Genomic DNA, 25425 nt, shown 5'->3' with positions numbered 1-25425 from the left:
CGCGGTCAAGAGGGCTCTGTCGTCGCCGGAGCGGGAGCGGTTCGGTCGCGCTGATGGCGCTGCTCCAGCGCAAAGCAGCCCCAGACAATTCCGAACAGCAGATAGACATGGCGCCAGTGGTCGATGTCGATGACATTGCCGATCAGCGCATGCCCGGCAATCAGGATCCAGGCGATCATCAGATAGGGTTGCCAGGGCCGCTCCCGGAGCAGTGATCGAAAGCCGATGATCAGCGTGGACCAGATCAAGGTCACGTAGCAGACGAATCCCAGCCAGCCATAGGTGGTGAGCGATTTCAGCCAGATATTGTGCTCGTCCTCGCCGAACATCTTTCCAAGCACCATGGGGCCGAGGCCGAGCGGCCGCTCCATTGCCATCAGGAAGCCGATCTTGTGCCGCTCGAAGCGGCCGAGACGCGCCCCGTCATAGGATTGCACCAGCTTGGCGCGATTGAGGAACAGCTCGTCCACCTTCTTTGATTGCAGTACGCCGCCGATCGCCACGATCAGCAGCACCATGGCGGCAAGCGAGAGCGAGAAGATCTTCAGCCGGAAGGCGGCGGTGCGCTCCTTCAGCAGCATCACCGCCACCAGCATCAGCGTGGCAAACAGGTAAAGCCCCCAGGCGGCGCGGGAGAAGGAGAGGAAGATGCCGAGCGTCAGCACCAGCAGGCCGGCGATGTAAAGCGGTGCGCGGGCAAGCGAGCCGGAGAGAAGCCTGTACATCAGGTAGAGCGCCGGTGCGACGAGATAGGGCCCGAACACATTGGGATCCTGGAAGGCACCCTTGGCGCGGTCGTAGAGCGTAAAGATCTCGGCCCCCGCAAAGGCATGGAAATAGCCGAGAATACCGAGAATCGCCGTGATGAGAGCCCCGGCCACCCAGGCACGGAAGATCAGCAGCAGGCGTTGGTGGCCATCCTCGATGATGGCGGCATAGAAGACGGCGCTGAGGGCGAGGAAGGTGGAGACCGCCATATACATCGGCCCCTCGGAGATATCCGCCATCACCGTCAGGGACAGGATGCCGCCGACATTGAAGAGCAGCAGCAGGATGAGGAGCGGTGCCACCGGCCGCGAGATCTTCAGTCCCAGCAGGAACCAGAGCGCGATCTGCACCGCCATCATCAGTTCGTAAGGAGCGGGCTCGGAGATGACGAAGCCGGACAGGAAGACGCCGAAGGCCACCATGCCGGAGCCGACCAGCCTCAGCGCCGCCCGTTGCGGGTGAAACGGCGGGGCAGGGCTGTCGGCCAGCGCGCTCAATAGGCATTCTCCGTGTTGAGCAGGCGGATCGGCGTGAGGAACAGGATCTTCAGGTCGAACAGCAGCGACCAGTTTTCGATGTAGTCGAGGTCGTAGGCGGTGCGGGCGCGGATCTTCTCGTCGCTGTCCAGCTCGCCGCGCAGGCCGTTGATCTGCGCCCAGCCGGTCACCCCTGGCTTGACCCGGTGGCGGGCGAAGTAGCTCTCGACGACGTCCACATATTTGCGTTCGCCGGTCTGGGCGTGCACCGCATGCGGGCGCGGGCCGACGAGGGAAAGCTCGCCGCGCAGCACGTTGAACAGCTGCGGCAGCTCGTCCAGCGAGGATTTGCGCAGGAAGCGGCCGACCGGGGTGACGCGCGGATCGTTCTTCGTCACCGCCTTGCGCGCGGTCGGATCGGCAAGCTCCGTGTACATGGAGCGAAATTTCAGGACGTTGATCACCTCGTTGTTGAAGCCGTGGCGCTTCTGCATGAAGAAGACCGGCCCTTTCGAGGTGGCCTTCACCGCAACGGCCGCCGCCAGCATCACCGGCCAGGCAACGAGCAGTGCGGCCACGGCAAAGGCGATGTCGAAGATGCGCTTGGCAACCGAATCCCAGTCGCGGATCGGTTTGTCGAACAGGTCGAGCATCGGCACGCTGCCGACATGCGAATAGGTGCGCGGGCGAAAGCGCAGGCGGCTGGCATGGGCGGCAAGCCGGATGTCGACCGGCAGCACCCAGAGCTTGCGCACCAGCTGCAGGATGCGTTCCTCGGCGGTGGCGGGTAGCGCGATGATCAGCATGTCGATGCGGGCGAGGCGGGCAAATTCCACCAGTTCATCGAAGGTGCCGAGTTTCGGATAGCCGGCGACAACATCGGGCGAGCGCTCGCTGCCACGGTCGTCGAACAGGCCGCAGATGCGGATGTCGTTGTCCTCCTGCTGTTCCAGCGCGCGCACCAGATCCTTCGCCGGCTGGCCACCGCCGACGATGACGGCGCGCCGTTCCATGATTCCATTGCGCGACCAGTGGCGAATGCCGAAGGCAAGAGCCTGTCGCAGCGCCAGCAGCAGGAGTGTGCCGACGAGATACCAGAGCGCCAGCATGGCCACAGACGACATCGGCCGGTCGATCGCGACGCTGCCCGCCATCTGCACGGCAAAGCCAATCGTCCAGGCCGTCATCACGCGACGCCACATGCGGTTCGGCGCCTGGAGCGACGGGATCTGATAGGCATCGGCGAGCTGCAGCAGCAAAACCGCCACCGCAGCCGCGCATGCGCTCACCAGAAGCGGAGCGAGAAGATCGGCGGCCTGCGCGATGCCTGCGGGCAGGGCGGCGACAAGACCGACACCAAGGATCAGGAGAAACTCGGCCAGCCGGATCTGTCCCGCCAGCATGGCGGGACTGCGGCTTGTGTCACGGAACTGCTCGGCAATCTGGCGGGCGAAGGGATTCAGTTCGACGGGCTTGTGGCCGCCTGCGGCCGGGGCTGCATCGGGCGCGATGGCAGTCACCTTCTGGCGCAGGGCCTCCACGTTGAACTCGTCCTGCCGCGCCGGTTCGTTCATCGTCGTGATCCCGCCTGCCTTACCCTTAAGTCCTCAGCATGCGCTTCAGGCGGCAGTAGCCGCGTGATGCGCGCTTGAAGCCGCAGCAATAGCAGCAAAGGTGCTAAGAAAGCTTTGAGTGGCGATTGTCGATCAGTGGGGGCTAATCAGCTCGCGGTAGAGCCCCAGCATTTGTCCCGCCATGGCGGAGGCGGAGAAGGTGGCCCGGAATTCCTCCGGTCGCGGCATCACGCGCGCTTGCCAGTCGGGATCGATGAGAACGTCGGTCATGCGGCGGGCGAGGTCGCGGGCATCGCCTGGCGTTGCAAGTGCAGCACTGTCGACACCCAGCACTTCCGGAATGCCGCCCACGCGGCTGGCAATCACCGGCTTTTCGGCGGCCAGCGCTTCAAGCACGATGTAGGGCATGGCCTCGGCGCGGGAGGGAACGACGACCGTGCGGGCCAGCGAAAAGGCAGTCCGCGCCGGCATGGCGTCCTCCACCCGGATGCGCCGGCCAAGTCCGGCCTCGACGATCATCTTCCGGTAGCGCTGCTGGTCCGGCCCGTCGCCCACCATCACGGCCGAGAGCGGGCGGCCGACGGTGCGTTCGGTCTCGGCAAAGGCCTCGATGAAAACATCCGGCCCCTTCAGGTCGCGCATCATGCCGATATAGAGAAAATCGGCCCCTTGCGGGGCCGTCGTCACGGGAGAAAATTCGCTGTCGGTGATGCCGTTGTAGATCACCCGGGCCGGCGCGCGAGGCTTGCCCACCTTCGCCGCATAGGTTCGCTGCTCATAATCGCACACGAAGACGAGGCTGTCGGTGAAGCGCTCCTGCAGGCGTTCCAGACGCAGCACCACCTGACCGGCCGGGCGCGACCGGTCATAGTGCAGGCTGCCGCCATGCGGAGAATAGAGGCGGGCTACGCAATACCTGTTCACCCGCAGCACTGAGCCGATGAGCCGTGCCACGACGCCACCCTTGGCGCCGTGTCCGTGCAGAACATCCGGCCGCAAACTTTTGATATGTCGATAACTTCTGTAGAGCGCCGCGAGATCGGAGGGAGCGATCGAGCGACGGATGGGAAGGCGCGTCAGGCCCAGCGCAAGCCGGGGCGCGATCGCCTTGAAGAGTTTCTCCTCATGCGTGCCCCCGGTGGAGCTGTCGCAGAGAATGCCGACCTGATGGCCAGCCGCCGCATGCTCCTCCACCAGATCGCGCACATGGCGGAAAATTCCGCCGACGGGCGACCGAAAGCAATGGATGATCCGCAGCGGACGTGCCGTCATGGTCTCAGAACAGCCGTTCGCGCACGTAGATGGTGTCGCCGGCCAGAATCGGGCTCGAAATGCTGGTGCGGCCCGTCAGGACGTCTCCATTGATCTTGCGTGTGATGTCGATATCGCGCTGGTTGCCGCGCGGGGTAAAACCGCCGGCAATCGCGATCGCGTTCTGTGCCGTCATGCCGGGCACGTAGGAATACTGTCCGGGGCGGCCGACTTCGCCCATCACGAAGACGGGGCGATAGCGGTCCACCTCGATCGTCACGTCCGGGTTGCGCAGATAGCCCTGCTTCAGCTTCGTGGCAATGGCGCCCTCAAGGCCGGCAAGGGTCTGACCGCGCGCCGGCACCTGACCGATCAGCGGAAAGGAGATGTAGCCCGCCTGATCGACCGTATAGGTGTTCGACAGGCTCGGCTGTTCGAAGACGGCGACGCGCAGACGGTCGCCGCTGTCGAGACGGTAGGGCTGGATGGTTGCCTGGGCGAAGGCCTTCGGTGCCGGGCTGTAGCTGGTGCAGCCGGCAAGCGCGGTCGAGAGGCAGGCTGCTGCAACTAGCGACAGGGCAGATCTTTTTCGTGCGAACCACATTTCGCGCGAGGCTCCGGCTTCGGTGAGGCGATTGACCCTGTTATCGGCTGTTATGGTTAATGGCGGGTAAAGAGGGTTCAACTTTTCCGCGTCCGGTTGTGCGCGAAAGCGACAGGAGCCGGCGCCGCGGCGTGCCATTAACGCCGGGGTTACCGCGATCCCCTAGAGTTTGGAATAACTTGGAAGCGGAGTTGTTCATGGCGGGCGTCAGCGGCAATCAGGATGCGGATATCGATCTCGGCCAGCTGTTTTCCGCTGTCTGGGAAAAGCGGCGGCGCATTCTTCTCACCACGGCGCTGGCGGCCGTGGCGGCCTTTGCCGTCTCGAGCCTGATGTCGCCCTATTACAAGGCCGAAAGCCGGCTGGTCATCGAGGCGCGCGGGGCAGGCCTTGTTGGTGATGGTGCACAGGGTGCCAATGACGGGCTGCTCGATGCCTCCAACGTGGCAAGCCAGGCGCAGATCCTGCAATCGGCCGATCTTATCCGCGCCATTGCCCGCGAGATGAATCTCGGTGCCCGCAAGGAGTTCGATCCGGATGCCTACGCGCTGCTGCCGGACCCGCTTGTGCTTGTCGGTCTGAAGCCTGATCCGCTCGATCTTCCGGCAGAGGACCGCATCCTCAAGACCTTTCGCGAGCGGCTGCAGGTCTACCCCGTCGAAGGCTCGCGCGTGATCGCCATCGAATTCAGCTCGAAGGATCCGAAGCTTGCCGCGGCCATCCCCAACCGGCTGGCGGCGGCCTATCTCGCGTTGCAGAGCGATGCCAAGCGCGATACGCATTCGGATGCCACACGTTGGCTTCAGCCGGAGATCGAGACGCTGCGGGCGCGCGTCGAGGCGGCCGAGAAGAAGGTGGCCGATTATCGCGCCGCGCACGGCCTCTTTCAGTCCGGTGACAATACCAGTTTCACCACGAAGCAGCTCGCGGACATGTCGGCTGAACTGGCGAAGGTGCGCAGCGATCGTGCCTCGGCGGAAGCTCGTGCCGGAAATGTTCGCGCCGCGCTCGCCGCCGGACGCGGCACCGATACGTTGAGCGATGTGGTCGGCTCGGCCATGATCCAGCGTCTGAAGGAAAGCGAGGCTGGATTGCGCAGCCAGATCGCCGATGCCTCGACCACGCTGATGGACGGGCATCCGCGCCTGAAGGCACTGCGCGCGCAGCTTGCCGGCATCGGCCAGCAGATCGAGGCGGAAACGCGCAAGATCCTCGCCAGCCTCGAAGGCGAGGCGACGGTGGCGCGGCTGCGCGAGCAGCAGCTGATGCAGCAGCTCGGCAGCCTCCAGGCCGAATCCTCCCGCAGCGACGAGGGGGAGGTGGGCCTGCGCGCGCTGGAGCGCGAAGCGGCGGTCGAGCGCCAGCTGCTGGAAACCTATCTCGCCCGATATCGCGAGGCGGCCTCGCGGATCGATGTTCAGTCGACACCCGCCGATGCCCGCATCGTCTCCACCGCGATCGAGCCGCCGGAGCCCTATTTCCCCAAGGTGATCCCGATCACCATCGTTGCAGCGCTCGCGGCCTTCGTGGTGCAGGTGATCGTGCTCATTCTGATGGCGCTGTTTTCCGGACGGGCGCTGCGCCCGGCCGATGGCGAGATCGATGTCTCATCGGTGCCCCGGTCGAACCCCGTATCTGCCGCTCCGCCAGAGGGGATGACGCCCGTTGCCGCGGTTCTCCCCGAGATACACACCCCCGGTCCTGTCATCGAAACGCCCCGTCTCGGACCGTCATTGACGCCACAGCCGGAGAGCGTGGGGATCACTGCGCAGCCGTTAGATGACGCCAACGCCATCATCGCGTCGCTCGAGACGCCATCCGGGGCCACGCCACCATCGCCTGCGGAGGCTGCCTTCGAAGCCCCGGCGGTATCCGCTCCAGTGCCTCCGGTGCCGTCGGCGGCGGTTCCGGCGCTCGGCATCGAGGCGGTCAGGGATTACCTTTTGCGACGGCGCGATGCGCTGGTCATCTCGGTTTCGCCGCAGGGAGATGCGGGATCTGCCGCCGCCGTCGTGCTGGCGCGGGCGCTCGCCGCGCGCCGCCGCTCGGTCGTGCTGGTGGATCTGACCGGCTCGGCCTGCCCGACCGGCCTGATGGCAGGCGATGCGCGCCTTGCCGGCATCACCGACCTTTTGTGCGGCGAAGCAGCCTTCGGCGATACCATCCATCCGGACCGGCTCTCGGAGGCGCATGTGATTCCGCAGGGCACGGCCGATGCGGCGGAAGCCATGCGGGCTGCGGATCGGTTGACCATGATCATCGATGCGTTGACGGGCGCCTATGAAATCGTGCTGGTGGAATGCGGCCCGGCGGATGTGCGGGCGCTGGAGCGGCTTATGCGCGGCAGCCATGCCGAGCTGATCCTCTCCCTGTCCGGCGCCTCGGAGGATGTCATTGCCGAGACCGTCGCCCGGTTCGCCGCGGCCGGCTATCCGGATGCGCTTGTGATGACCGGTGGCACCCATCTGACCGGCACGCCGCACGGGCGTCATGCCGCCTGAGGGCTCCTGAAGCCTCCTGAGGGCGCTATTCGGTCAGGGTCGGCACCAGCCGTCCAGCCCGCACACGCTGCGCCAGATGATAGAGGAAGCGGTTGCGCTTGAGGTGTGCCTTCATGGCAACCAGAGCGCTGTGCAGGCCTGCCGCCAGCTTACCTTTCGGGGTCAGCGGAAGGAGGATGTCGTGCAGCACGGTTTCCACCGGGCACCAGCTTCGCTTGTATGGTTGGTCGCCGACGCCGAAGTCAAACAGGAGGGCTCCCTCGCGACAGGCCTTTTCGATCATCAGCCAGAACAGAAGCTCGCCGGGGCTCGCCTCCGGCAGGCGTGATTCGTCGATCGAGCCGAACTGGCAGATCACGTGGTCACCCTTGCGGGACAGCCCGGCAATCGCGGCAATGGGTTTGCCCGGCTGACCGCTGAGGCGGACGGCATGCAGCGTCAGCGGATGGTCATCTCCCTTCGGTGGCAGATCCAGCAGTGCATGCAGGAAGTTGCGCACTGACGGGCTGGCGAAGGAGTCCGGCAGGCCGTGGGCTTCGAAGCGGACCTTCTTCTGCCGGAAGAATTCCTCCAGCAGCGCATGACGCTCGATGCTGGTGCGCGGCATGTAATGCTCGAATCCGCCGGCTTCTTCCAGCCGGCGCGTCTGTGTCCGGAATTTCTTGCGCCGGCGTTTGGCGTTTACCTGTGCGAGCGTGGCCGCCATGTCGCCCTTCAGCGGCAGCTGGAAGGAATGGTTCTGGTGCGGCACGCGGGTGAGGGCCGCGAAGGGATGAGGGCGACCACGCCAGACCAGCGGCACGGCCTCCAGCACCACGAGATCCACCTCCTCGCCCAGGTGTTTGGCGAGATCGCGAACGAGGGCCTGCTGCGCCCGGGCCGACAGGGCGAGATCATCGGCAAACAGGCCGCTGTTGATGTTGTTATAGCGATGCGCGAGGAAAACGGCGCTGGTGATGCCGCAGCGACGATGGATCTCGAGCGGCAGGATCATTGCGATCCGTCCCTCGATGCGGCCAACCACCAGCGTCAGCGGAGCGCGGTGCGCCGCGACCCAGGCCTTGCACCAGTCGAGACCCTGATGCAGCGAATTGCGCGGCAGTGCTTCCAGGCGCCGCCACTCGGCCTCGATCTCCGTGATGTCGCGGACGATCGACAGGGTCATCGGACTCGTCCTGTCGCGTATCGTGATCTGCAGCGCGGGCCTGCCGCGCCCCGCCGTCTCCATCGATCCCAGCAATCCGTCCTGCACGCTCAACCCCTGCCACTGCATCGTTGCACGGCAAGGCTAGCAGCTGGAGCGAAAGGCGACCTTTACCTCCTGCAAAACGCAGGGAGGATTTGGCTGTCACGGTTAAGTGACGATGAAGGCGGAAGCTTTGCCGGGTCAGCGCTGGCGCGGTCCGGCCATCCATTTGATGATCAGCATGGCGGGCAGAACCCACAGCACGCCGGTCAGTGCGAAATAGGCAAGATGCACCCACCACGGAGATTGCGACAGCGCAAGCGTGGCGAATGTGGTCGCAAGCAGGGCATAGAGCATCACGAGAATGACGATCAGCACGGTGCCGATGAGTTTCTTCAACCGAACTGGCATTGTCTCTCTCCCCGTCCGTGCCGACCTGCGACGTCCCCGACCTGCCGCGACGGCATGCCGCAAAGCCTCTCCCCTTGTTTTGCACGGGGGCATCAGGCAAATCAACGGCAGATGGACATTGTTGACGAATGTCAGGAGAACGCCATGGCGACCTTGGATATCACGCAGACCGGCAGAGCCGAGGCCGTGCACCGGCTTGAACGAAACCGCCTGCTGTTGCGGCGCTGGCTGCAGGTCGTCATCATCACGCTCTTCTGTCTGGTGCTGGTGGGCGGCGCCACGCGGCTGACCGATTCGGGCCTGTCCATCACCGAGTGGAAGCCGATCCACGGGGTCATCCCGCCGCTGTCGGTTGCGGAATGGGAGGAAGAGTTCCAGCTCTACCAGCGCATCCCGCAATATACGCAGCTGAACCAGGGCATGACGCTCGATGCGTTCAAGACGATCTTCTGGTGGGAGTGGGCGCACCGCCTGCTGGCGCGCACCATCGGCCTCGTCTTCGGCCTGCCGCTTCTGGTGTTCTGGCTGAGCGGCCGGGTGGAAAGGCGCCTGCGGCTGCCGCTGGTCGGACTGCTGGCGCTCGGCGGCTTCCAGGGTTTCGTCGGCTGGTGGATGGTCTCTTCCGGACTTTCCGTGCGCACGGATGTGTCGCAGTACCGCCTCGCCACCCATCTGACGATCGCCTGCCTGATTTTTTCCGCCTGCGTGTGGATCATGCGCGGGCTGACGCCGCAGCGCGTCGATGCCCCGCCGACCGCGCATTCGCATCTTGCCGCGGGCGGTCTCGCTTTTCTCGCGTTGTTCCAGATCTATCTCGGCGCGCTGGTGGCGGGTCTCGATGCAGGCTTTTCCTACAACACCTGGCCGCTGATGGATGGATCGCTGATCCCCGGCGATCTCTTTCTGCGCCAGCCCTGGTGGATCAACCTCTTCGAAAACCCGAAGACGGTGCAGTTCGTCCACCGCTGCGGCGCCTATCTGCTGCTGACGCTGACCTTCGTCCACATGATCGTCTCGATCGCCAGAACGCCCGGCAGCACGCATGCCAAGGGTGCCATGGCGCTGTTCGGGCTGGTCTGCCTGCAGGCCTGCATCGGCATCGCCACGCTGCTTCTGCATGTGCCGATCGAGCTTGGCCTGCTGCATCAGGGCGGCGGTCTGGTTGTTCTGGCCTATGCCATTACCCACTGGCAAGGCTTCTACGGCGAATTCCGCCGCAGCCCGGCCGCCGCCTGATCCTTCAGCCGAAGCGGAAGGCGGAATAGGGCTTGCCGAGGAAGGTGGTCCGCAGGATCCGCGTGCCGCGGTCTGCGCCGGCCGCCCCCGCTGCCACGAACAGCGGTACCAGATGGTCATGGTCCGGCACATGGCAGGCGCGGGCATCCGGATTGTCCGGCCAGAGGGCAAGCTTTTCCGCACGCGCATCCGGGTCCGGCGTCTCCACCGCCTCGGTCAGCCAGTCATCGAAGCGGATGGCTTCGGCCACGTGGTCGGGCTCGGCGCTGCGGAACTTGCGCATGTTGTGATAGCTCATGCCGGATGCGATGATCAGCACATCCTCGTCGCGCAAGGGTTCCAGCGCCTTGCCGATCGCCACATGGCTTTCCACGTCGAGCGTGTTCTTCAGCGAGATCATGGTGATCGGCACATCCGCCTTGGGATAGATCAGCATGAAGGGAATGAACACGCCGTGGTCGAAGCCGCGGGCGGGATCTTCCGCCGAGTCGATGCCGGCGTTCGACAGCAGCTGGCGGGCGCGGGCGGCAAGCTCCAGCGAGTTTGGCGCCGGATATGACAGTTCATAGGTGTGCGGCGGGAAATTGTAGTAATCGAACAGCATCGGCGGCTGTGCAGCCGTGCTCAGCGTCGGCACCGGTTCCGTCTCCCAGTGCCCGGACACGACCAGCACCGCCTTGGGACGGCGGCCGATCTCGGCGTCCAGCCCGCGCAGGAAATCGCCCAGTTCGTCCCAGGGCCCCTTGCCCTCGTCGTTCTTGGGAAAGTCCATGAAGGGCCAGGGGCCGCCGCCATGGGGAATGAAATATACGGGAAAACGCGTCTGCTGCATGGAAGGTGATCTCCGATCCTGAGGCGACCATAGCGGGGATCGGCTGTTCACACTACAGCACAAATTTCAAACAGATTGTTGCTCGATCAGTGAACGAACGAAGCCGGCAACGGCAAGCCGCTCCCGGATGTTTTCCGTCGCGTTCGGGTTGTCCGGCTCATTCAGCGACCAGGCGGTCGAGAGCATCGCATGCGCACCGGCATAGCGCAGCACCGTTCGCGGATCGCAGCCCAGCGCAGGGGCGAAGGTTTCGGCGAGCCGCACCACGCGGGCCGGTTCGAACAGATGCGCGCCACCGGGATTGCCGAAGATATTGGCCACCTCATAGGCGGGATCGCCGATCAGGCCCTGCGGGTCGATGACGCGCCAGGTGCCGTCTATGCCCCTCATGACATTGTCGTGGTGCAGGTCGCCGTGCAGCGGGATCTGTCGCGTCTGGTGGTCGATGAGGTCGCGTGCGTGCCGGGCCGCCCAGACCGCCATCTCCCGGTGCGGGCCGTCCTTTTCAGCAAGCTGGAACAGGCTGCGGAAATGCCGCTCCAGCGGGATCAGGTCCGGAGGTGGAGGCCGGTCGGAGGGCGCATGCAGCAGCGGCAGAAGCTCGCAGAGGACCGGCGTTGCAGCCTCATCGCCCTCCGCCTTGTGCAGGTCGGCGAGGCTTTGCGTGCCGGCATCGTCCAGCAGGCAGGCGTCGTCCGACTGCTCCAGCAGGCGCACGGCGCCCAGCCCGTCGCGCCACGCGAGATAGGCAAAGCCGGCCCGCTCGCGAAGCCCCTCGGGCTTCAACTGCTTGAGGATGGCGCCGCTGCCATCGGCGCGCCGCACGCGGTAGAGGCGGCTGGAATGGGTATCGGCGATCAGGCGCGGCGCGTTTAGAGTCCAGCCCCGCAAGAGGTCGGACCGCAGCAGCGGATCGACGGACGGGGAGCCTTCGTCCATGCTCACGCGTCCATCGGCGGCAGATGGCAGACGGCTTCGATATTGTGACCGTCGGGATCGAGCACGAAGGCGGCGTAGTAGTGGGGATGGTAATGCTCCCGCACGCCCGGTGCGCCGTTATCCGTGGCGCCCGCCGCCATGGCCGCGGCATGGAAGGCATCGACTGCGGCGCGGCTGTCGGCCACGAAAGCCACATGCAGGCTGCCTCGGGTACGACCGCCGCTGCCGATCCAGAAGGAGGGCTTGCCGTTGCGGCCATAGCCTGCGCCCTCATAGGTGCCGCCGGTTTCCTCCGCCGTCACCGCCGTCACACAGGCCGCGCCGAGCCTCGGCATCACGGCGTCGTAGAAGGCGCGAGAGCGGGCAAGATCGGCCACCGACAGTCCGATGTGGTCCAGCATCCTGCCCCTCCCGTCTTGCGTGATGTCTCAGGCCGAGAGCATCAGGTCCATGTTCTGTACCGCAGCACCCGAGGCGCCCTTGCCAAGGTTGTCGAGCAGGGCGACGAGGTTGACATGCGCGCCGCCCGGCGTGCCGAACACGAAGAGCTTCATCGTGTCCTGCCCTGCCAGTTCCTCGGCATCGATCCGCGCCAGCGCGCTGCTGTCGGCAAGCGGCACGACGGTGACGATGTCCTGGCCCTGGTAATGGGCCACGAGGGCTGCATGCACGCTCTCCAGCGTCGCGCCATCCTTGAGGTCCTCGAGGAACAGCGGCACCTGCACGATCATGCCCTGCGCGAAACGTCCCACGGAGGGCGAGAAGAGGGGGGCGCGGTCGAGCAGGCCATGCACCTTCATCTCCGGCACGTGCTTGTGCTTCAGCGTCAGGCCGTAGAGGAAGTTGTTGGCGCTGATCGCATCCTCGCGGCTCTGGTCCTCCATCTGGGCGATCATCTGCTTGCCGCCGCCCGTATAACCGGAAACGGCGTTGACCGTGACGGGGTAGCCATCCGGCAGCAGGCCGGCAGCCCGCAGCGGACGGATGAGGCCGATCGCGCCGGTCGGGTAGCAGCCGGGATTGGCAACACAGCGCGCCGAGCGGATCCTGTCCGCCTGCGCCGCGTCCATCTCGGCAAAGCCATAGGCCCAGTCCTCGGCGACCCGGTAGGCGGTCGAGGTGTCGATGATGCGCACCCGGTTGTTGCCCGAGAGCATGGACACCGCTTCACGAGAGGCATCGTCTGGCAGGCAGAGAATGGCGATGTCCGCGCTGTTCAGCAGGTCCTCGCGCATCGCGGCATTGCGGCGCTCCGCTTCCGGGATCGACAGGAGCTGCACATCGCGGCGGCCGGCCATGCGGGTGCGGATCTGCAGGCCCGTGGTTCCGTGTTCGCCGTCGATGAAGATTTTCGCGCTCATGTCTTTATCCAGAAAATCAGGGGTTTAACCGGGGTTGCGGATTCAGTTTATCCGCGACTTGATTCAGTTTGTTAAAGGCCCGCCGCAAGACGCTCGGCCCTGAGGCCCAGCATATACATGGCGACCGTTGCACCGGCAATGGCGGTGATGTCGGCATGGTCGTAGGCCGGCGCCACCTCCACCACGTCAGAGCCGCGGATATCGAGAGCACCCAGCTTGCGCAGCACCGACAGGATCTTTGCCGAGGAGGGACCGCCCGCCACCGGCGTGCCGGTTCCCGGCGCAAAGGCCGGGTCCAGGCAGTCGATGTCGAAGGTGAGGTAGCAGGGAGCGTCGCCGACATGCGCGACGATCGCGTCGGCGATTGCCTGCGCGCTCATGTCCTCCACGGCATAGCCGTGCAGGATGCGGATGCCGAAATCCTCCGGCGCCTGCGTGCGGATGCCGATCTGGATGGAGCGGGCCGCATCGATCACGCCCTCGCGCACCGCACGGCAGACAAAGGAGCCGTGGTCGATGCGCTCGCCATCGTCGTCCCATGTGTCCTGATGTGCATCGAAATGCACCAGCGCCAGAGGTCCGTGCTTCGCGGCATGCGCCTTCAGCAGCGGCCAGGTCACGAAATGGTCGCCGCCCAGCCCCAGCAGATAGGCGCCGGTCGAAAGAATCTCGGCGGCCTGACGTTCGATCCGTTCCGGCGTTTCGCGGTGGTTGCCATAGTCCAGCAGCACGTCGCCGTAATCGGCTACCGCCATGGCCTCGAACAGGTCGCGGGCGAAAGGATATTGCGGATCGTTGTCGAAGATGGCGGAGGCGCGGCGGATCGCCTGCGGCCCGAAACGCGCGCCGGGGCGGTTGGAGACAGCGGCATCGAAGGGAATGCCCAGCACCACTGCATCGGCTCCCTCGATCACCTTGGTGAAGGGGCGGCGCATGAAGGACAGCGCGCCGGCATAGGTCGGATCGGTGGCGGCGCCCCGCAGGCTTCTGGCGGTGAAGGCGTTGTCGATGGATTTCGAGGCCATGGCTCAGGTGCTTTCGAATGCGTTCTCGTCTGTGGCTGCGGCAGTCTCCGGCCGGTCGAAACCATAGGCCCGGTGGATGACACCGATCCGCACCGCATAGTGCCGATACCAGTCCTGCCGTCCCCGCCGCTGGGCGGCGAGATGATCCACCACCTGCTTCCAGGCCCGGATGCTTTCCTCGTCACGCCAATAGGAATTGGTGATGCCGAAGCCAGCCTCGTCGCGTGCGCTTTCGGCGCCGAGAAAGCCCGGCTGCTGCCCGGCCAGCGCCAGCATGGCATCGGCCATGGCGCCATAGCCGTTATCGCCGTCGGTTCGCTGGGAGGCGAAGGTGACGACATGGTAGGGCGGGGCGGGCAGAGCGGCAAATGATGGAAGGCTCATGGGCGATGTCCGGTGGTCTGGTGGCCGACATGATGCCGAAACGCCGTTGATGAACAAGTTCCAAATGCTGATGGATGGCGCGTTACGGGTCGTTTGCAGACGCCGTGGCGGGCCTGACCCGCAACGAAAAAGGCGGAGCCGAAGCCCCGCCTTTTCCAATTCCGGAAACCGGTTCCCGGTGCGCGATCAGCGCTTGGAGAACTGGTAGGAACGACGGGCCTTGGCCTTGCCGTACTTCTTGCGCTCGACCACGCGGCTGTCGCGGGTCAGGAAGCCGCCCTTCTTCAGAACGGAGCGCAGGCCCGGTTCGAAGTAGGTCAGCGCCTTGGAGATGCCGTGACGAACGGCACCGGCCTGGCCGGACAGGCCGCCGCCGGCAACCGTGGCAACGATGTCGAACTGGCCGTTACGGGCAGACGCGACGATCGGCTGCTGCAGGATCATCTGCAGGACCGGACGGGCGAAATAAGCCGAATAGTCCTTGCCGTTGACGATGATCTTGCCCGAGCCAGCCTTGACCCAGACGCGGGCGACCGCGTTCTTGCGCTTGCCGGTGGCGTAGGAACGGCCGAGCGAGTCAACCTTGCGCTCGTGAACCGGAGCGGAAGCCTGGGCTACCGTGCCGAGGTCCTTGAGGGAAGAAAGGTCAGCCATGATCAGGCGCTCCGTGTGTTCTTGTTGGACAGCTTGGCCACGTCGAGGGCGACCGGCTGCTGAGCTTCGTGCGGGTGGTTGGTGCCGGCGTAGACGCGCAGGTTCTTCATCTGGCGACGGCCAAGCGGGCCGCGCGGAATCATGCGCTCGACGGCCTTCTCGAGAACGCGCTCCGGGAAGCGGCCTTCGATGATGGCGCGTGCGGTGCGCTCCTTGATGCCGCCCGGATAACCGGTGTGCCAGTAGTACTTCTTGTCGGAGTACTTCTTGCCGGTGAAGACCACCTTGTCGGCATTGATGACGATGACGTTGTCGCCGTCGTCAACGTGGGGGGTGTAGGTGGCCTTGTGCTTGCCGCGCAGACGGTTTGCGATGATCGTGGCAAGACGGCCGACGACGAGACCTTCGGCGTCGATCAGGATCCACTTCTTCTCCACCTCGGCGGGCTTCTGTACGAAGGTAGACATATGTGCTCTCTTCTTGGTGATCCCGAAACGAGGAAATCCTCGGCAACGGGCGTTTCTTGTTGCTTGGTTTGGCCTGTTGCGGCCTTAGGATGCCGGGCGCGCATACGGCTCCCGTCATCCTGGCGCGGCTTATACGGATGTGCTGAAATCCGGTCAAGATCGACCGGACCGACGCCTTAGAAAATAGGCTAGCAAAAACAATGACTTGATAATGTGGTTTCATGTTACCACAAAATAATCGTCGTCGAGGTTGCCTTTTCTGCAGCGGGCAGGGTGTCAATCGAGCCCGAAGCAGCCGGGTTCGAGAAAATTGCGGCAGTCTTCCGGCTCCGGCCGGCGCTCGCAATGGCGCACCGGGCAATTTTGCCGGTCGGCGGTCGGAACCGTCGAGGCCTTGGCGAATTCATCGAAGGAACACTGCCGGCCGGACGCCACGTAGCGGTCGTAGAGCGGAATGCCCTTGCGGCCGCTGTAGCGCAGGATGACGGCCCCTTCCTGCGCGATCTTCGCCTGCACGTCGGCACAGGCCATCTGCGTGGACGTGTAGCGGGAAACCGCCAGCACCGGCGTGGCAAGCGTCAGCATGGGCAGCAGGAGAGCAAGGGTTGCAGCGTGTATGGCTCGCATCTTAAATGTCCTGTTAAGGATCCCGGAAGGGAACTAGCGCAGACTATCGTCAGGCCAAGGGCCGGAGGAGGACGACGCGATGAATCACGATCGATACGAAGACGGTTACGTTGCCGACATCCTGAAGACGGTCAAAACCGTTGCGGTGGTGGGCGCCTCGCCCAATCCGTCGCGGCCAAGCCACGGCGTCATGGGGTTCCTGCTGTCGAAGGGTTATCACGTCATTCCGGTCAATCCGGGACAGGCAGGCAAGACCATTCTGGGCCGCACGGTCTATGGCCGGCTCGCCGATATCCCCGAACCGGTGGACATGATCGATGTGTTCCGCGCTTCCGAGTATGTGGATGCCGTGATCGATGATGCGCTGGCGCTTGATCCGTCGCCGAAGGTGATCTGGACCCAGCTTGGCGTGCGCGACGATGCGGCGGCGGGCAGGGCCGAAGCAGCCGGTCTGAAGGTCGTGCAGGATCGCTGCCCGGCCATCGAATATCCGCGGCTCATCGGGCGGCGGTAAATCGCCTCTGCGGGTCCGGCAATCCGCGCCGGACGCCCGGGGGCTGCGGCTTTACGGGTCTCTCCCTGCATGCGGTCAAGAAAAAGGGGCGGCGCGCGTTGCCACCCCAGTCTGCCTTTTCGTTTCTTCTCGCTTATTCGCGCAGCAACGGCGGCTCCGCCCGCATCACGTTGAGGGCCTGCGCATTGGCACAGTATTCGCCGAAGGTCACCGCGGCGCTGCCGTCTTCCAGTTCGTGGCGGCAGCGGCCCTTGTGGCCGCAGGTGGCACAGGTCACCTGCATGTCGCGGAACAGTTCCGGCAGGTGGGTCTGCAGATCGACCGGATCGATGTGCAGGGCCTTCAGCATCCGTTCCATTTCATCGGCGCCATGCGGGCCGGCGCGGACCACGTCCAGCAGCTGGTCGATGGCGATGTTGCAGTCTTGCGCCAGCTTGCGGCGGCTTTCCGCATCGAGATTGATCAGGGAGCGCTCCTCCTCGTGGCGGATGCGCAGGTCGGAATACCAGTCAACGAGCTGCTTGCGGACCCGCTGCCCGAGATGGGAGGTGGCGTCGTTCATGGTCATGGCAGTGCTCCAGGGCGTGATGTGTTCGTCCTGACAATGGCACTCTGCGGGCCAACGGCCTTGATCCTGGTCAAAATCTCTTTTGCGCCCGTCGTTTCTCCTGGGCTGCGTCTTGCGGACAAAAAAATCCGCGCCGCGAACGGATCGCCGGACCGGTCCGCTGGCGCTGGCGGATTCGGCCGCTATAGTTCGCGCCGGAAGGCCGGTCAGGCCTTGCCATGACGAGAACGTCATGCGGAAAATCATACGGGAGGATATGTCATGACCGATCACAATCCGGGCTTTTCGACGCTCGCCATCCATGCGGGGGCAAAGCCCGATCCGGCAACGGGCGCCCGCGCCACGCCAATTTACCAGACCACCTCCTTCGTGTTCGAAAATGCCGATCATGCCGCCGCCCTGTTCGGCCTGCAGCAGTTCGGCAACATCTATACCCGCATCATGAACCCGACCCAGGCCGTTCTGGAGGAGAAGGTGGCGGCGCTTGAAGGCGGCACGGCGGCGCTTGCGGTTGCCTCCGGTCACGCGGCACAGATGCTGGTCTTCCACACCATCATGCAGCCGGGCGCCAATTTCGTCGCGGCCAGGCGGCTTTATGGCGGCTCCATCAACCAGTTCGGCCATGCCTTCAAGAATTTCGGCTGGGAGGTGCGCTGGGCCGATCCCGCCGATCCCGCAAGCTTTGCTGCTGCGGTGGACGAAAATACCCGCGGCTTCTTCATCGAAAGTCTTGCCAATCCGGGCGGCACCTTCGTCGATATCGCCGCGATTGCCGAGGTGGCGCAGGCGCATGGCCTGCCGCTCATCGTCGACAACACCATGGCGAGCCCCTATCTGGTACGGCCGCTCGAACACGGGGCCGATATCGTCGTCCACTCGCTGACAAAATTCCTCGGCGGCCACGGCAATTCCATGGGCGGCATCATCGTCGATGGCGGCACCTTCGACTGGTCGGCCTCCGGCAAATATCCGATGCTGTCGGAACCGCGCCCGGAATATGCCGGCGTGGTGCTGCACCAGACGTTTGGCAATTTCGCGTTTGCCATCGCATGCCGCGTGCTTGGGCTTCGCGATCTCGGTCCGGCCATTTCGCCCTTCAACGCCTTCATGATCCTGACCGGCATCGAGACGCTGTCCCTGCGCATGCAGCGCCATTGCGACAATGCGGCTGCGGTCGCCGCCTGGCTGAAGGCGCATGACAAGGTGTCCTGGGTCAATTATGCCGGCCTTGCGGACGATCCCAACCATGCCCTGCAGCAGCGCTATTCGCCCTCAGGCGCCGGCGCCGTCTTCACCTTCGGCCTGAAGGGCGGTTACGAGGCGGGCAAGAATTTCGTCGAAGGGCTGAAACTCTTCTCGCATCTGGCCAATATCGGCGACACCCGCTCGCTCGTCATCCACCCGGCTTCCACCACCCATCGCCAGCTGACGCCGGAACAGCAGGTGGCGGCCGGTGCCGGGCCGGACGTGGTGCGCCTGTCGGTCGGCATAGAGGATGTCGCCGACATCATCGCCGATCTGGAACAATCGCTGGCGAAGGTCTAAGACACGGGGGGAGGTGGCGCGACCGGCGCCGCCCCCCTCACCGGAGCCTGCCGATGTCCCGTTTTCTCTCCTTCGATCTGTCCGCCATCACCCCGGAAGAGGGCGCGCCGGCGCCGGACCGCCTGATCTCCGGCGATCCGCGTTTCACCACCTGGAACATCGAGGAGGCGCAAGGCGGCCTCTATGCCGGCGTCTGGCAGTCGACGCCCGGAAAATGGCGGATCGCCTACGACGAATGGGAGTATTTCCACATCCTCAAGGGGTATTCCATCGTGACGGAGGAGGGCGGCACGCCGATCCATCTCAAGGCCGGCGACCGCCTCATCCTGCGCCCCGGTTTCCGGGGCACCTGGGAAGTGGTGGAAACCACGCGCAAGGACTATGTGATCCGGCTTTAAGGCGGGGTATCGCCTACACGCACGCCAGCACGCCATTCGCCTGCGCGGCGGCGGCCAAGGCCCTGTCGAAGGTTGCAAGCTGCCCGTCGACCCGGAGCGCGAGTTCGAGATAGGAGGCGTCGTAGATGGTGAGGGTGTGGCGGGCGCTCAGCCACATGATGTGATCCCACCCCTCCATGGAGGCCGTGACGATCGGCAGGCTCGCCAACGTTTCCAGCGCCTTGACGATTCCAACCGGACCGAGCCTGCCCCGCTTTTCGCAGATCCGCAAAATGTTGCGGACCTCGTATTGCCATATAGCCGGTACGGCTGCGCCCTGGCGTAGGGTTTTCGTGAACCATGCCTGTCCGCCCGCGCTCTGCTCGTCAGGAAGAAGCCAGGAGGCGGTGATGGATGCGTCGATGACCAGCGTCATCAACGATCATGCCCTTCGTGGCGGTAGCTCATCAGTTCTTCGAGCGTGACACCCTGAATCGAACTGCGCAGCTCCGCCAGATCGCGCTGCAGCGCCTCGATATCCACGGGGCGTCGTGGCGCCGGCGCGGCCTTCAGCTCCACCACGGTCTTCCCGTCTTCGGTCAGCACGATGGTCTCGCCGTCGCGTGCAAGCGCGATCAGTTCATCGAACTGTTCCCGGGCCTCTGCAATCGAAACATGGCGCATGTCTCTTCTCCGCTGTGGATGGCGGCAGAATACATGCAAAGCGCAGAACTGGCAAAATGTGGCGCTGTGTCACCAGGCGAGATCGAGCCGCTCCAGTCCGTGGAAATGGTAGACGTCCTTCACAACAGGCGTCCCGGCCATCCGCAGCCCCGGCAACCTCTTGAAGAGAAGCGGCAGCACGATGTTGAGTTCGAGCCGGGCCAGTGGCGCGCCGATGCAGAAATGGATGCCGGCTCCGAAGGAAAGATTGGCGCCTTCGTTGCGCTCTGGCTTGAAGACCAGCGGTTCCGGGAACTTGCCCGGATCGAGATTGGCGGCGGCAAGGATGAGGCTCACCTTGTCGCCGCGCCTGAACGGCACGCCATCCACCTCGACATCTTCGAGCGCCCAGCGCTGGAAGATGTGCACGGGCGCGCAGATGCGCAGGGTTTCCTCCACCGTGCGTTCGGTGGCGGCGGCATCGGCAAACATTGCCTGCGGATCGAGGCCGCTTTCCAGAATCACCCGCACGGAATTGCCGATCTGGTGCACGGTCGCCTCGTGGCCGGCATTGAGCAACACGATGGTGGTGGAGATCAGTTCCTCCTCGGACAGGAACTGGCCCTTGTGCTCGGTGTGGATCATGTGGCTCAGGAGGTCGTCGCGCGGGTTTGCGCGGCGCTCGGCGATCACCGTCTTCACATAGTCCGCAAATTCCTTCGCGGAGCGGTCGGCGGCGTCCTCGTCGGCGCGGGAGCGCTTGAACATGTACATGCCGACATAGTCGTGGCTCCACCTGAGAAGCTGCGGCCCCATCTCCTCGGGAATGCCGATCATGCGGGCGATCATCGTCACCGGAATGATGTCGGCGAAGGTCGAAAGCAGTTCGGTTCGTCCGTCCCGTTCGAAACCGTCGATCAGCCGGTTGGCGAGGTCGGCAATCTCGCCACTCATCTTCTCCACATGGCGCGAGACGAAGGCGCGGTTGACGAGGGTGCGCAGCCGGGTGTGTTCCGGCGGCTCGATTTCCAGCAGCGAGTGGCGTTCGGCGAGATCGAAGTTGGCGGTATGGGCGGCGGGCTCGGGAAGGCCCAGCTCTTCGCGGCTGGCGATATGCAGGATCTGCCGGCCGAAACGACGGTCACGCAGAAGCGCGTTCACATGGTCGTAGCCGCAGAAGAACCACTGCTTCTGCTCCTGCCAGTAAAAGGTCGGGCAGGCTGCATGCAGCGCGGCGTAGGTCCGGTTCGGATCGCCGTAGAAGGCGGGATTGCGGGCGTCCAGCGAGACCGTGCGGGTGGAGGGATCAATCGTGAGGAAATCAGGCAGCTGTGTCATACCCGATTGGGTAGGATATCTTGCGCGCCAAGAAAAGCGGGTTTTGACATCCGTCCCTGTGACCTGCCGTCGCCGGCGTGCTGCACCTTTACCGGTCGTCAGGCCGAAAGCGGCGGCAGGGGCGGAAGCGGAAAGGAGGTAACGCTGGTGTCCTGGCCGGACGTTTGTGGCGGCTCCTCGCGCGGCTGGCCGTCACTGACGCGGTAGCTCGCCTTGCCGTCGTGCAGCACGGTTGCATTGCGGCCTGCAGCCTTGGCGGCATAAAGTGCGCGGTCGGCATTCGACAGCATATCGTCCACCTCCGCATCGAGGATCGAGGAGACGGTCACGCCGCAGCTGACGGTGGCGATGATAATCCGGTCTGTGCCTGCAAGGCCGATCCGCTGGCGCATCAGCGACAGGCGGATGGCCTCGATGATGCCGACGGCTTCCGCCGGGCTTGCCACATGCAGCAGGCAGGCGAATTCTTCGCCGCCGATGCGGCCGAAGATGCCGCGCGTGCCGATGCATTCGATGGACGAGCGGCAGAAGGCGATGAGCACCGCATCGCCGCCCTTGTGGCCATAGCGGTCGTTGATGCGCTTGAAGTGATCGAGGTCGAAGACGGCCAGCGCCAGCATCAGCTTTCCGGCCGGCGGACGGGCGCGCATGGCCTGGACCTGTTCCAGAAAGCCACGCCGGTTCAGCACGCCGGTCAGCGGATCGGTGACGATCAGCTGCTGTAACCGACGCTCCGTGCGGGACATCAGAAGATGCGCACCAAATAATATTCCGGACACCAGACAGAATATGTTGATGACCGTATAGAAAAAGCCGTTGGGGATTTCGCTGAATGTTTCCGGCCTGACGAACAGGCAGGCGATGCCGGTATAGATCATCAGCAGGCTCTGGACGAGTGCGATGCACGCAAACACCAGACGCCCGTTGCGCGGCGGCAGCTTTGGTTCCGCCAGCACATAGGCAATCATGCCATAGCCGAGAGCGGAGATGCACTGGAACAGGAAGACGCGCATCCAGAAGGTGGACGCGAAGAAGGGAAAATGCATGCCGATCAACCAGATCGTCACGGGCGTCAGCAGCCAGACGGTGGACTTGCGGTCGTCGTAATGGCGCACGCCGGCTGCCCAGCAGGATAGCGCCAGCGCCTGAAAGCCGTTGCCGACAACGATCGACAGGTAATCCGGAATCTCGCCGCGCAACCCCACCAGCGCTGCACCGAGCGCATTGGCGGCAAATCCCAGCGACCACGCCAGCACGACCGTCTGGCGGCGATCATTGGCCCACATGGCCAGCAGCAATACTGAAAGCGTTGCCGCCTCTACCGCCCAGAGTAGCAGTGCCGTCTTCAGCACGTTGTCAGATCTCCGAATTATGCTTTGGAAGCAGTAGCACGGCTGCAACCATATAAAGAAGCCCTTATCATAAAAATCGGATTTTGCTCCGTTTGCGAATTGTTAGCTTCATGCGGCACGGATTAAGGATATCCTCCGGGCCGTCTTGAAGTACGGGGCCGCAACACTCTATGTAGGGAGTTGACCGATTTGTAGACGATTCCTGGCGCGGCAACGCCGTCGGGCGCCCGATGAAACAAAGGAACACCATGAGAAATCCCGTTGATACCGCCATGGCCCTGGTGCCGATGGTTGTGGAGCAGACCAATCGCGGCGAGCGGTCCTACGACATCTACTCGCGCCTTCTGAAGGAGCGTATCATTTTCCTCACCGGTCCGGTGGAAGATCATATGGCCTCGCTCGTCTGCGCGCAGCTGCTCTTCCTCGAGGCCGAGAACCCGAAGAAGGAAATCGCGCTCTACATCAATTCGCCGGGCGGCGTCGTGACCGCCGGCATGTCGATCTACGACACCATGCAGTTCATCAAGCCTGCGGTGTCGACGCTGTGCATCGGCCAGGCCGCCTCGATGGGTTCGCTGCTGCTGGCCGCCGGCGAGAAGGGCATGCGTTTTGCCATGCCGAACTCGCGCATCATGGTCCATCAGCCGTCTGGCGGTTTCCAGGGTCAGGCGTCGGATATCGAGCGTCATGCTCGTGACATATTGAAGATGAAAAAACGCCTGAACGACGTTTACGTGAAGCACACCGGTCGCACCTACGAGGAAGTTGAAAAGACCCTCGACCGCGACCACTTCATGGATTGCGACGAGGCGCTGGCATGGGGCGTGGTCGACAAGGTCCTGACCTCGCGTCTTGAACTGGAAGGCGGCTCCGCCTGATGATGCGGAGCAACATGCCTGCCGTCACCCCGTTGTGACCGAGAACGGGGCTTTCATCTGGCGGGCAACGCGCTAATAGTTCATATTAAGGCTGTGTTGAATTATTATGACATAGCATTCGGTCGAAACGGGGTTTCGTTGCCACCGGATCGGGGACGGGTAACATCCCACCGGTAGAGTATCCCCGGTAGCGAAGCGGGCAGGTGTCCGGAAGGACCCTGCCAGCCGGCAAGAGAAGGATCCGCGCCTGGGTGACGGGCGAGCGGTGTGCTGGAAGGGAAGTGATATGAGCAAAGTCAGCGGCAGCAACGGCAGCGACTCCAAGAATACGTTGTATTGTTCGTTCTGCGGCAAGAGCCAGCACGAAGTCCGCAAGCTGATTGCCGGACCGACGGTGTTCATCTGCGATGAATGCGTCGAATTGTGCATGGACATCATCCGCGAGGAGAACAAGAGCTCCATGATGAAGTCGTCCCGCGATGGCGTTCCCACGCCGCAGGACATCATCAAGGTGCTGGATGAATATGTCATCGGCCAGAAGCAGGCGAAGAAGATCCTCTCCGTCGCCGTGCACAACCATTACAAGCGTCTCGCCCACGCCTCCAAGAACAGCGATGTCGAACTGGCAAAGTCGAACATCATGCTGGTCGGCCCGACGGGCTGCGGCAAGACCTACCTGGCGCAGACGCTGGCGCGCATCATCGATGTGCCCTTCACGATGGCCGATGCCACCACGCTGACGGAAGCCGGCTATGTCGGCGAGGATGTGGAAAACATCATCCTGAAGCTGCTGCAGGCCGCCGACTACAATGTCGAGCGTGCGCAGCGCGGCATCGTCTATATCGACGAAGTCGACAAGATCAGCCGCAAGTCCGACAACCCGTCGATCACGCGTGACGTGTCGGGTGAAGGCGTGCAGCAGGCGCTCCTGAAGATCATGGAAGGCACCGTGGCCTCGGTTCCGCCGCAGGGCGGCCGCAAGCATCCGCAGCAGGAATTCCTGCAGGTGGATACCACGAACATCCTGTTCATCTGCGGCGGCGCCTTCGCCGGTCTCGACAAGATCATCTCGGCGCGCGGCGAGAAGACCTCGATCGGCTTTGCCGCTACCGTCAAGGCGCAGGACGACCGCCGCGTCGGCGAGGTGCTGCGCGAGCTTGAGCCGGAAGATCTGGTGAAGTTCGGCCTCATCCCGGAATTCATCGGCCGTCTGCCGGTGCTCGCCACCCTGGAGGATCTCGACGAGGCAGCCCTCATCCAGATCCTGTCGGAGCCGAAGAACGCGCTCGTCAAGCAGTACCAGCGCCTGTTCGAGATGGAGGAAGTGGAACTGACCTTCCACGAGGACGCGCTCCGCGAGATCGCCAAGAAGGCGATCATCCGCAAGACCGGTGCCCGCGGCCTGCGCTCGATCATGGAAAAGATCCTGCTCGACACCATGTTCGAGCTGCCGGCGCTGGAAGGTGTGCGCGAAGTGGTGATTTCGGAAGAGGTCGTGCGCGGCACGGCCCGCCCGCTCTACATCTATGCGGATCGCCAGGAGGAAAAGGCCAACGTGTCGGCCTGATCCAAAGCCTTTCGGACAAGGGAGCCGCGGTTCCCCTGTCCCCTGTTTGGACGGGGTTGCTGCAATCCTGTCCGGAACGGCTGGACCGGTCTCCGCAGGACGGAGCCGGTCTTTTTGCCCCCTGGGTGCCCGGCGGTGTCGGCGCGATGATCCGGGCAGCATGACGGCGTCCAGTCACGCGTAAGCAATCCGCGTTAAGTCTCTGGCCTTGGGCCGCATCTGTCCGGCGTTGGCGTGCGCAAGGCTTGAAAACCCCATTCAAAACCTCCACGTTGGGGAGGACAGAAAGACCCGGATCGATTTCGGGCCGTCTCCCGCAAGCGGGAC

27 protein-coding genes are annotated in these 25425 nt (G+C 64.0%); 7 read left to right on the top strand and 20 right to left on the bottom strand.

Annotated elements, in window-relative coordinates:
* Positions 1–5: 5 nt before the first annotated feature.
* The 4 genes from F3H95_RS00570 to F3H95_RS00555 form a co-directional block, all read right to left on the bottom strand.
* Complete coding sequence (locus F3H95_RS00570; protein WP_143125500.1) at positions 6–1265, bottom strand: O-antigen ligase family protein; 1260 nt, start codon at positions 1263–1265, stop codon at positions 6–8.
* Entirely contained in the window at positions 1262–2818 is a 1557-nt protein-coding gene (locus F3H95_RS00565; protein ID WP_149744582.1) for an undecaprenyl-phosphate glucose phosphotransferase, read from the bottom strand. The genes F3H95_RS00570 and F3H95_RS00565 overlap by 4 nt, the downstream gene beginning before the upstream one ends.
* Before the next feature lie 132 nt (positions 2819–2950).
* Positions 2951–4090, bottom strand: coding sequence for a glycosyltransferase family 4 protein (locus F3H95_RS00560; protein WP_149744581.1), 1140 nt, complete (start codon positions 4088–4090; stop codon positions 2951–2953).
* Between the two features lie 4 nt (positions 4091–4094).
* Positions 4095–4673 (bottom strand): polysaccharide biosynthesis/export family protein, encoded by a 579-nt coding sequence (locus F3H95_RS00555; RefSeq protein ID WP_149744580.1) that lies wholly within the window; start codon positions 4671–4673, stop codon positions 4095–4097.
* A 197-nt stretch (positions 4674–4870) separates the two neighbouring features.
* Here F3H95_RS00555 and F3H95_RS00550 point away from each other — a divergent pair, with 197 nt between their 5' ends.
* Positions 4871–7174 carry a Wzz/FepE/Etk N-terminal domain-containing protein gene (locus F3H95_RS00550; protein ID WP_149744579.1) on the top strand — a complete coding sequence of 768 codons (2304 nt, stop codon included), beginning with the start codon at positions 4871–4873 and terminating at the stop codon, positions 7172–7174.
* Positions 7175–7199: 25 nt separating this feature from the next.
* Here the strand turns inward: F3H95_RS00550 and F3H95_RS00545 are convergent, their stop codons facing one another.
* Both F3H95_RS00545 and F3H95_RS00540 read right to left on the bottom strand, forming a co-directional pair.
* Positions 7200–8339 (bottom strand): GNAT family N-acetyltransferase, encoded by a 1140-nt coding sequence (locus tag F3H95_RS00545; RefSeq protein ID WP_188134256.1) that lies wholly within the window; start codon positions 8337–8339, stop codon positions 7200–7202.
* Between the two features lie 222 nt (positions 8340–8561).
* On the bottom strand, positions 8562–8771 hold the full coding sequence (locus F3H95_RS00540) for a DUF2842 domain-containing protein (RefSeq protein ID WP_143125494.1): 210 nt from the start codon (positions 8769–8771) through the stop codon (positions 8562–8564).
* A 144-nt stretch (positions 8772–8915) separates the two neighbouring features.
* On the opposite strand from F3H95_RS00540, the gene F3H95_RS00535 reads away from it, so the two are divergent.
* On the top strand, positions 8916–10007 hold the full coding sequence (locus F3H95_RS00535) for a COX15/CtaA family protein (RefSeq protein WP_149744577.1): 1092 nt from the start codon (positions 8916–8918) through the stop codon (positions 10005–10007).
* 4 nt (positions 10008–10011) lie between these two features.
* On the opposite strand, the gene F3H95_RS00530 is transcribed toward F3H95_RS00535, so the two are convergent.
* The 9 genes from F3H95_RS00530 to F3H95_RS00490 form a co-directional block, all read right to left on the bottom strand.
* Positions 10012–10839 carry a class III extradiol ring-cleavage dioxygenase gene (locus tag F3H95_RS00530; protein WP_149744576.1) on the bottom strand — a complete coding sequence of 276 codons (828 nt, stop codon included), beginning with the start codon at positions 10837–10839 and terminating at the stop codon, positions 10012–10014.
* A gap of 66 nt (positions 10840–10905) precedes the next feature.
* Positions 10906–11778: an aminoglycoside phosphotransferase family protein gene (locus F3H95_RS00525; protein ID WP_149744575.1), complete on the bottom strand. Its 873-nt coding sequence runs from the start codon at positions 11776–11778 to the stop codon at positions 10906–10908.
* A 2-nt stretch (positions 11779–11780) separates the two neighbouring features.
* Entirely contained in the window at positions 11781–12179 is a 399-nt protein-coding gene (locus tag F3H95_RS00520; protein ID WP_149744574.1) for a VOC family protein, read from the bottom strand.
* 27 nt (positions 12180–12206) lie between these two features.
* Positions 12207–13139 carry an N-acetyl-gamma-glutamyl-phosphate reductase gene (argC, locus tag F3H95_RS00515; protein ID WP_143125489.1) on the bottom strand — a complete coding sequence of 311 codons (933 nt, stop codon included), beginning with the start codon at positions 13137–13139 and terminating at the stop codon, positions 12207–12209.
* A 71-nt stretch (positions 13140–13210) separates the two neighbouring features.
* Entirely contained in the window at positions 13211–14164 is a 954-nt protein-coding gene (gene speB, locus F3H95_RS00510; RefSeq protein WP_149744573.1) for an agmatinase, read from the bottom strand.
* A gap of 3 nt (positions 14165–14167) precedes the next feature.
* A complete protein-coding gene (locus F3H95_RS00505; RefSeq protein WP_149744572.1) occupies positions 14168–14548 on the bottom strand; it encodes an antibiotic biosynthesis monooxygenase in 381 nt (126 codons plus the stop codon).
* A 186-nt stretch (positions 14549–14734) separates the two neighbouring features.
* Positions 14735–15202 carry a 30S ribosomal protein S9 gene (gene rpsI, locus F3H95_RS00500; protein WP_143125486.1) on the bottom strand — a complete coding sequence of 156 codons (468 nt, stop codon included), beginning with the start codon at positions 15200–15202 and terminating at the stop codon, positions 14735–14737.
* Positions 15203–15204: 2 nt separating this feature from the next.
* Positions 15205–15669 carry a 50S ribosomal protein L13 gene (gene rplM, locus F3H95_RS00495; RefSeq protein ID WP_143125485.1) on the bottom strand — a complete coding sequence of 155 codons (465 nt, stop codon included), beginning with the start codon at positions 15667–15669 and terminating at the stop codon, positions 15205–15207.
* 276 nt (positions 15670–15945) lie between these two features.
* Positions 15946–16296, bottom strand: coding sequence for a hypothetical protein (locus F3H95_RS00490; RefSeq protein ID WP_244617835.1), 351 nt, complete (start codon positions 16294–16296; stop codon positions 15946–15948).
* Positions 16297–16375: 79 nt separating this feature from the next.
* Here F3H95_RS00490 and F3H95_RS00485 point away from each other — a divergent pair, with 79 nt between their 5' ends.
* The gene (locus tag F3H95_RS00485; protein ID WP_149744571.1) at positions 16376–16810 is read left to right on the top strand and encodes a CoA-binding protein; all 435 of its coding nucleotides are present in this window, start codon (positions 16376–16378) and stop codon (positions 16808–16810) included.
* 133 nt (positions 16811–16943) lie between these two features.
* On the opposite strand, the gene F3H95_RS00480 is transcribed toward F3H95_RS00485, so the two are convergent.
* The gene (locus tag F3H95_RS00480) at positions 16944–17378 is read right to left on the bottom strand and encodes a DUF6455 family protein (protein WP_143125483.1); all 435 of its coding nucleotides are present in this window, start codon (positions 17376–17378) and stop codon (positions 16944–16946) included.
* Between the two features lie 261 nt (positions 17379–17639).
* On the opposite strand from F3H95_RS00480, the gene F3H95_RS00475 reads away from it, so the two are divergent.
* Together F3H95_RS00475 and F3H95_RS00470 are read left to right on the top strand one after the other, a co-directional pair.
* Positions 17640–18923, top strand: coding sequence for an O-acetylhomoserine aminocarboxypropyltransferase (locus tag F3H95_RS00475; RefSeq protein WP_143125482.1), 1284 nt, complete (start codon positions 17640–17642; stop codon positions 18921–18923).
* 53 nt (positions 18924–18976) lie between these two features.
* On the top strand, positions 18977–19321 hold the full coding sequence (locus F3H95_RS00470) for a cupin domain-containing protein (RefSeq protein WP_149744570.1): 345 nt from the start codon (positions 18977–18979) through the stop codon (positions 19319–19321).
* 13 nt (positions 19322–19334) lie between these two features.
* Here F3H95_RS00470 and F3H95_RS00465 read toward each other — a convergent pair whose 3' ends face one another.
* From F3H95_RS00465 to F3H95_RS00450, 4 genes are all read right to left on the bottom strand, one after another.
* Entirely contained in the window at positions 19335–19736 is a 402-nt protein-coding gene (locus tag F3H95_RS00465; RefSeq protein WP_149744569.1) for a type II toxin-antitoxin system VapC family toxin, read from the bottom strand.
* Positions 19736–19984 carry a type II toxin-antitoxin system Phd/YefM family antitoxin gene (locus F3H95_RS00460; protein WP_143125479.1) on the bottom strand — a complete coding sequence of 83 codons (249 nt, stop codon included), beginning with the start codon at positions 19982–19984 and terminating at the stop codon, positions 19736–19738. Before F3H95_RS00460 ends, F3H95_RS00465 begins: the two co-directional genes overlap by 1 nt.
* A gap of 69 nt (positions 19985–20053) precedes the next feature.
* Positions 20054–21301 (bottom strand): cytochrome P450, encoded by a 1248-nt coding sequence (locus F3H95_RS00455; protein ID WP_149744568.1) that lies wholly within the window; start codon positions 21299–21301, stop codon positions 20054–20056.
* 98 nt (positions 21302–21399) lie between these two features.
* Positions 21400–22653 carry a GGDEF domain-containing protein gene (locus tag F3H95_RS00450; protein WP_149744567.1) on the bottom strand — a complete coding sequence of 418 codons (1254 nt, stop codon included), beginning with the start codon at positions 22651–22653 and terminating at the stop codon, positions 21400–21402.
* 248 nt (positions 22654–22901) lie between these two features.
* Here F3H95_RS00450 and clpP point away from each other — a divergent pair, with 248 nt between their 5' ends.
* Both clpP and clpX read left to right on the top strand, forming a co-directional pair.
* Positions 22902–23531 (top strand): ATP-dependent Clp endopeptidase proteolytic subunit ClpP, encoded by a 630-nt coding sequence (gene clpP / locus F3H95_RS00445; RefSeq protein ID WP_143125476.1) that lies wholly within the window; start codon positions 22902–22904, stop codon positions 23529–23531.
* A 286-nt stretch (positions 23532–23817) separates the two neighbouring features.
* A complete protein-coding gene (gene clpX, locus F3H95_RS00440; protein WP_143125475.1) occupies positions 23818–25098 on the top strand; it encodes an ATP-dependent Clp protease ATP-binding subunit ClpX in 1281 nt (426 codons plus the stop codon).
* Positions 25099–25425: the final 327 nt, after the last annotated feature.

Source organism: Rhizobium sp. RU35A (assembly GCF_900156005.1).
GTDB classification, from domain to species: domain Bacteria; phylum Pseudomonadota; class Alphaproteobacteria; order Rhizobiales; family Rhizobiaceae; genus Neorhizobium; species Neorhizobium straminoryzae.
This window is presented reverse-complemented; position numbering and strand designations above follow the sequence as displayed.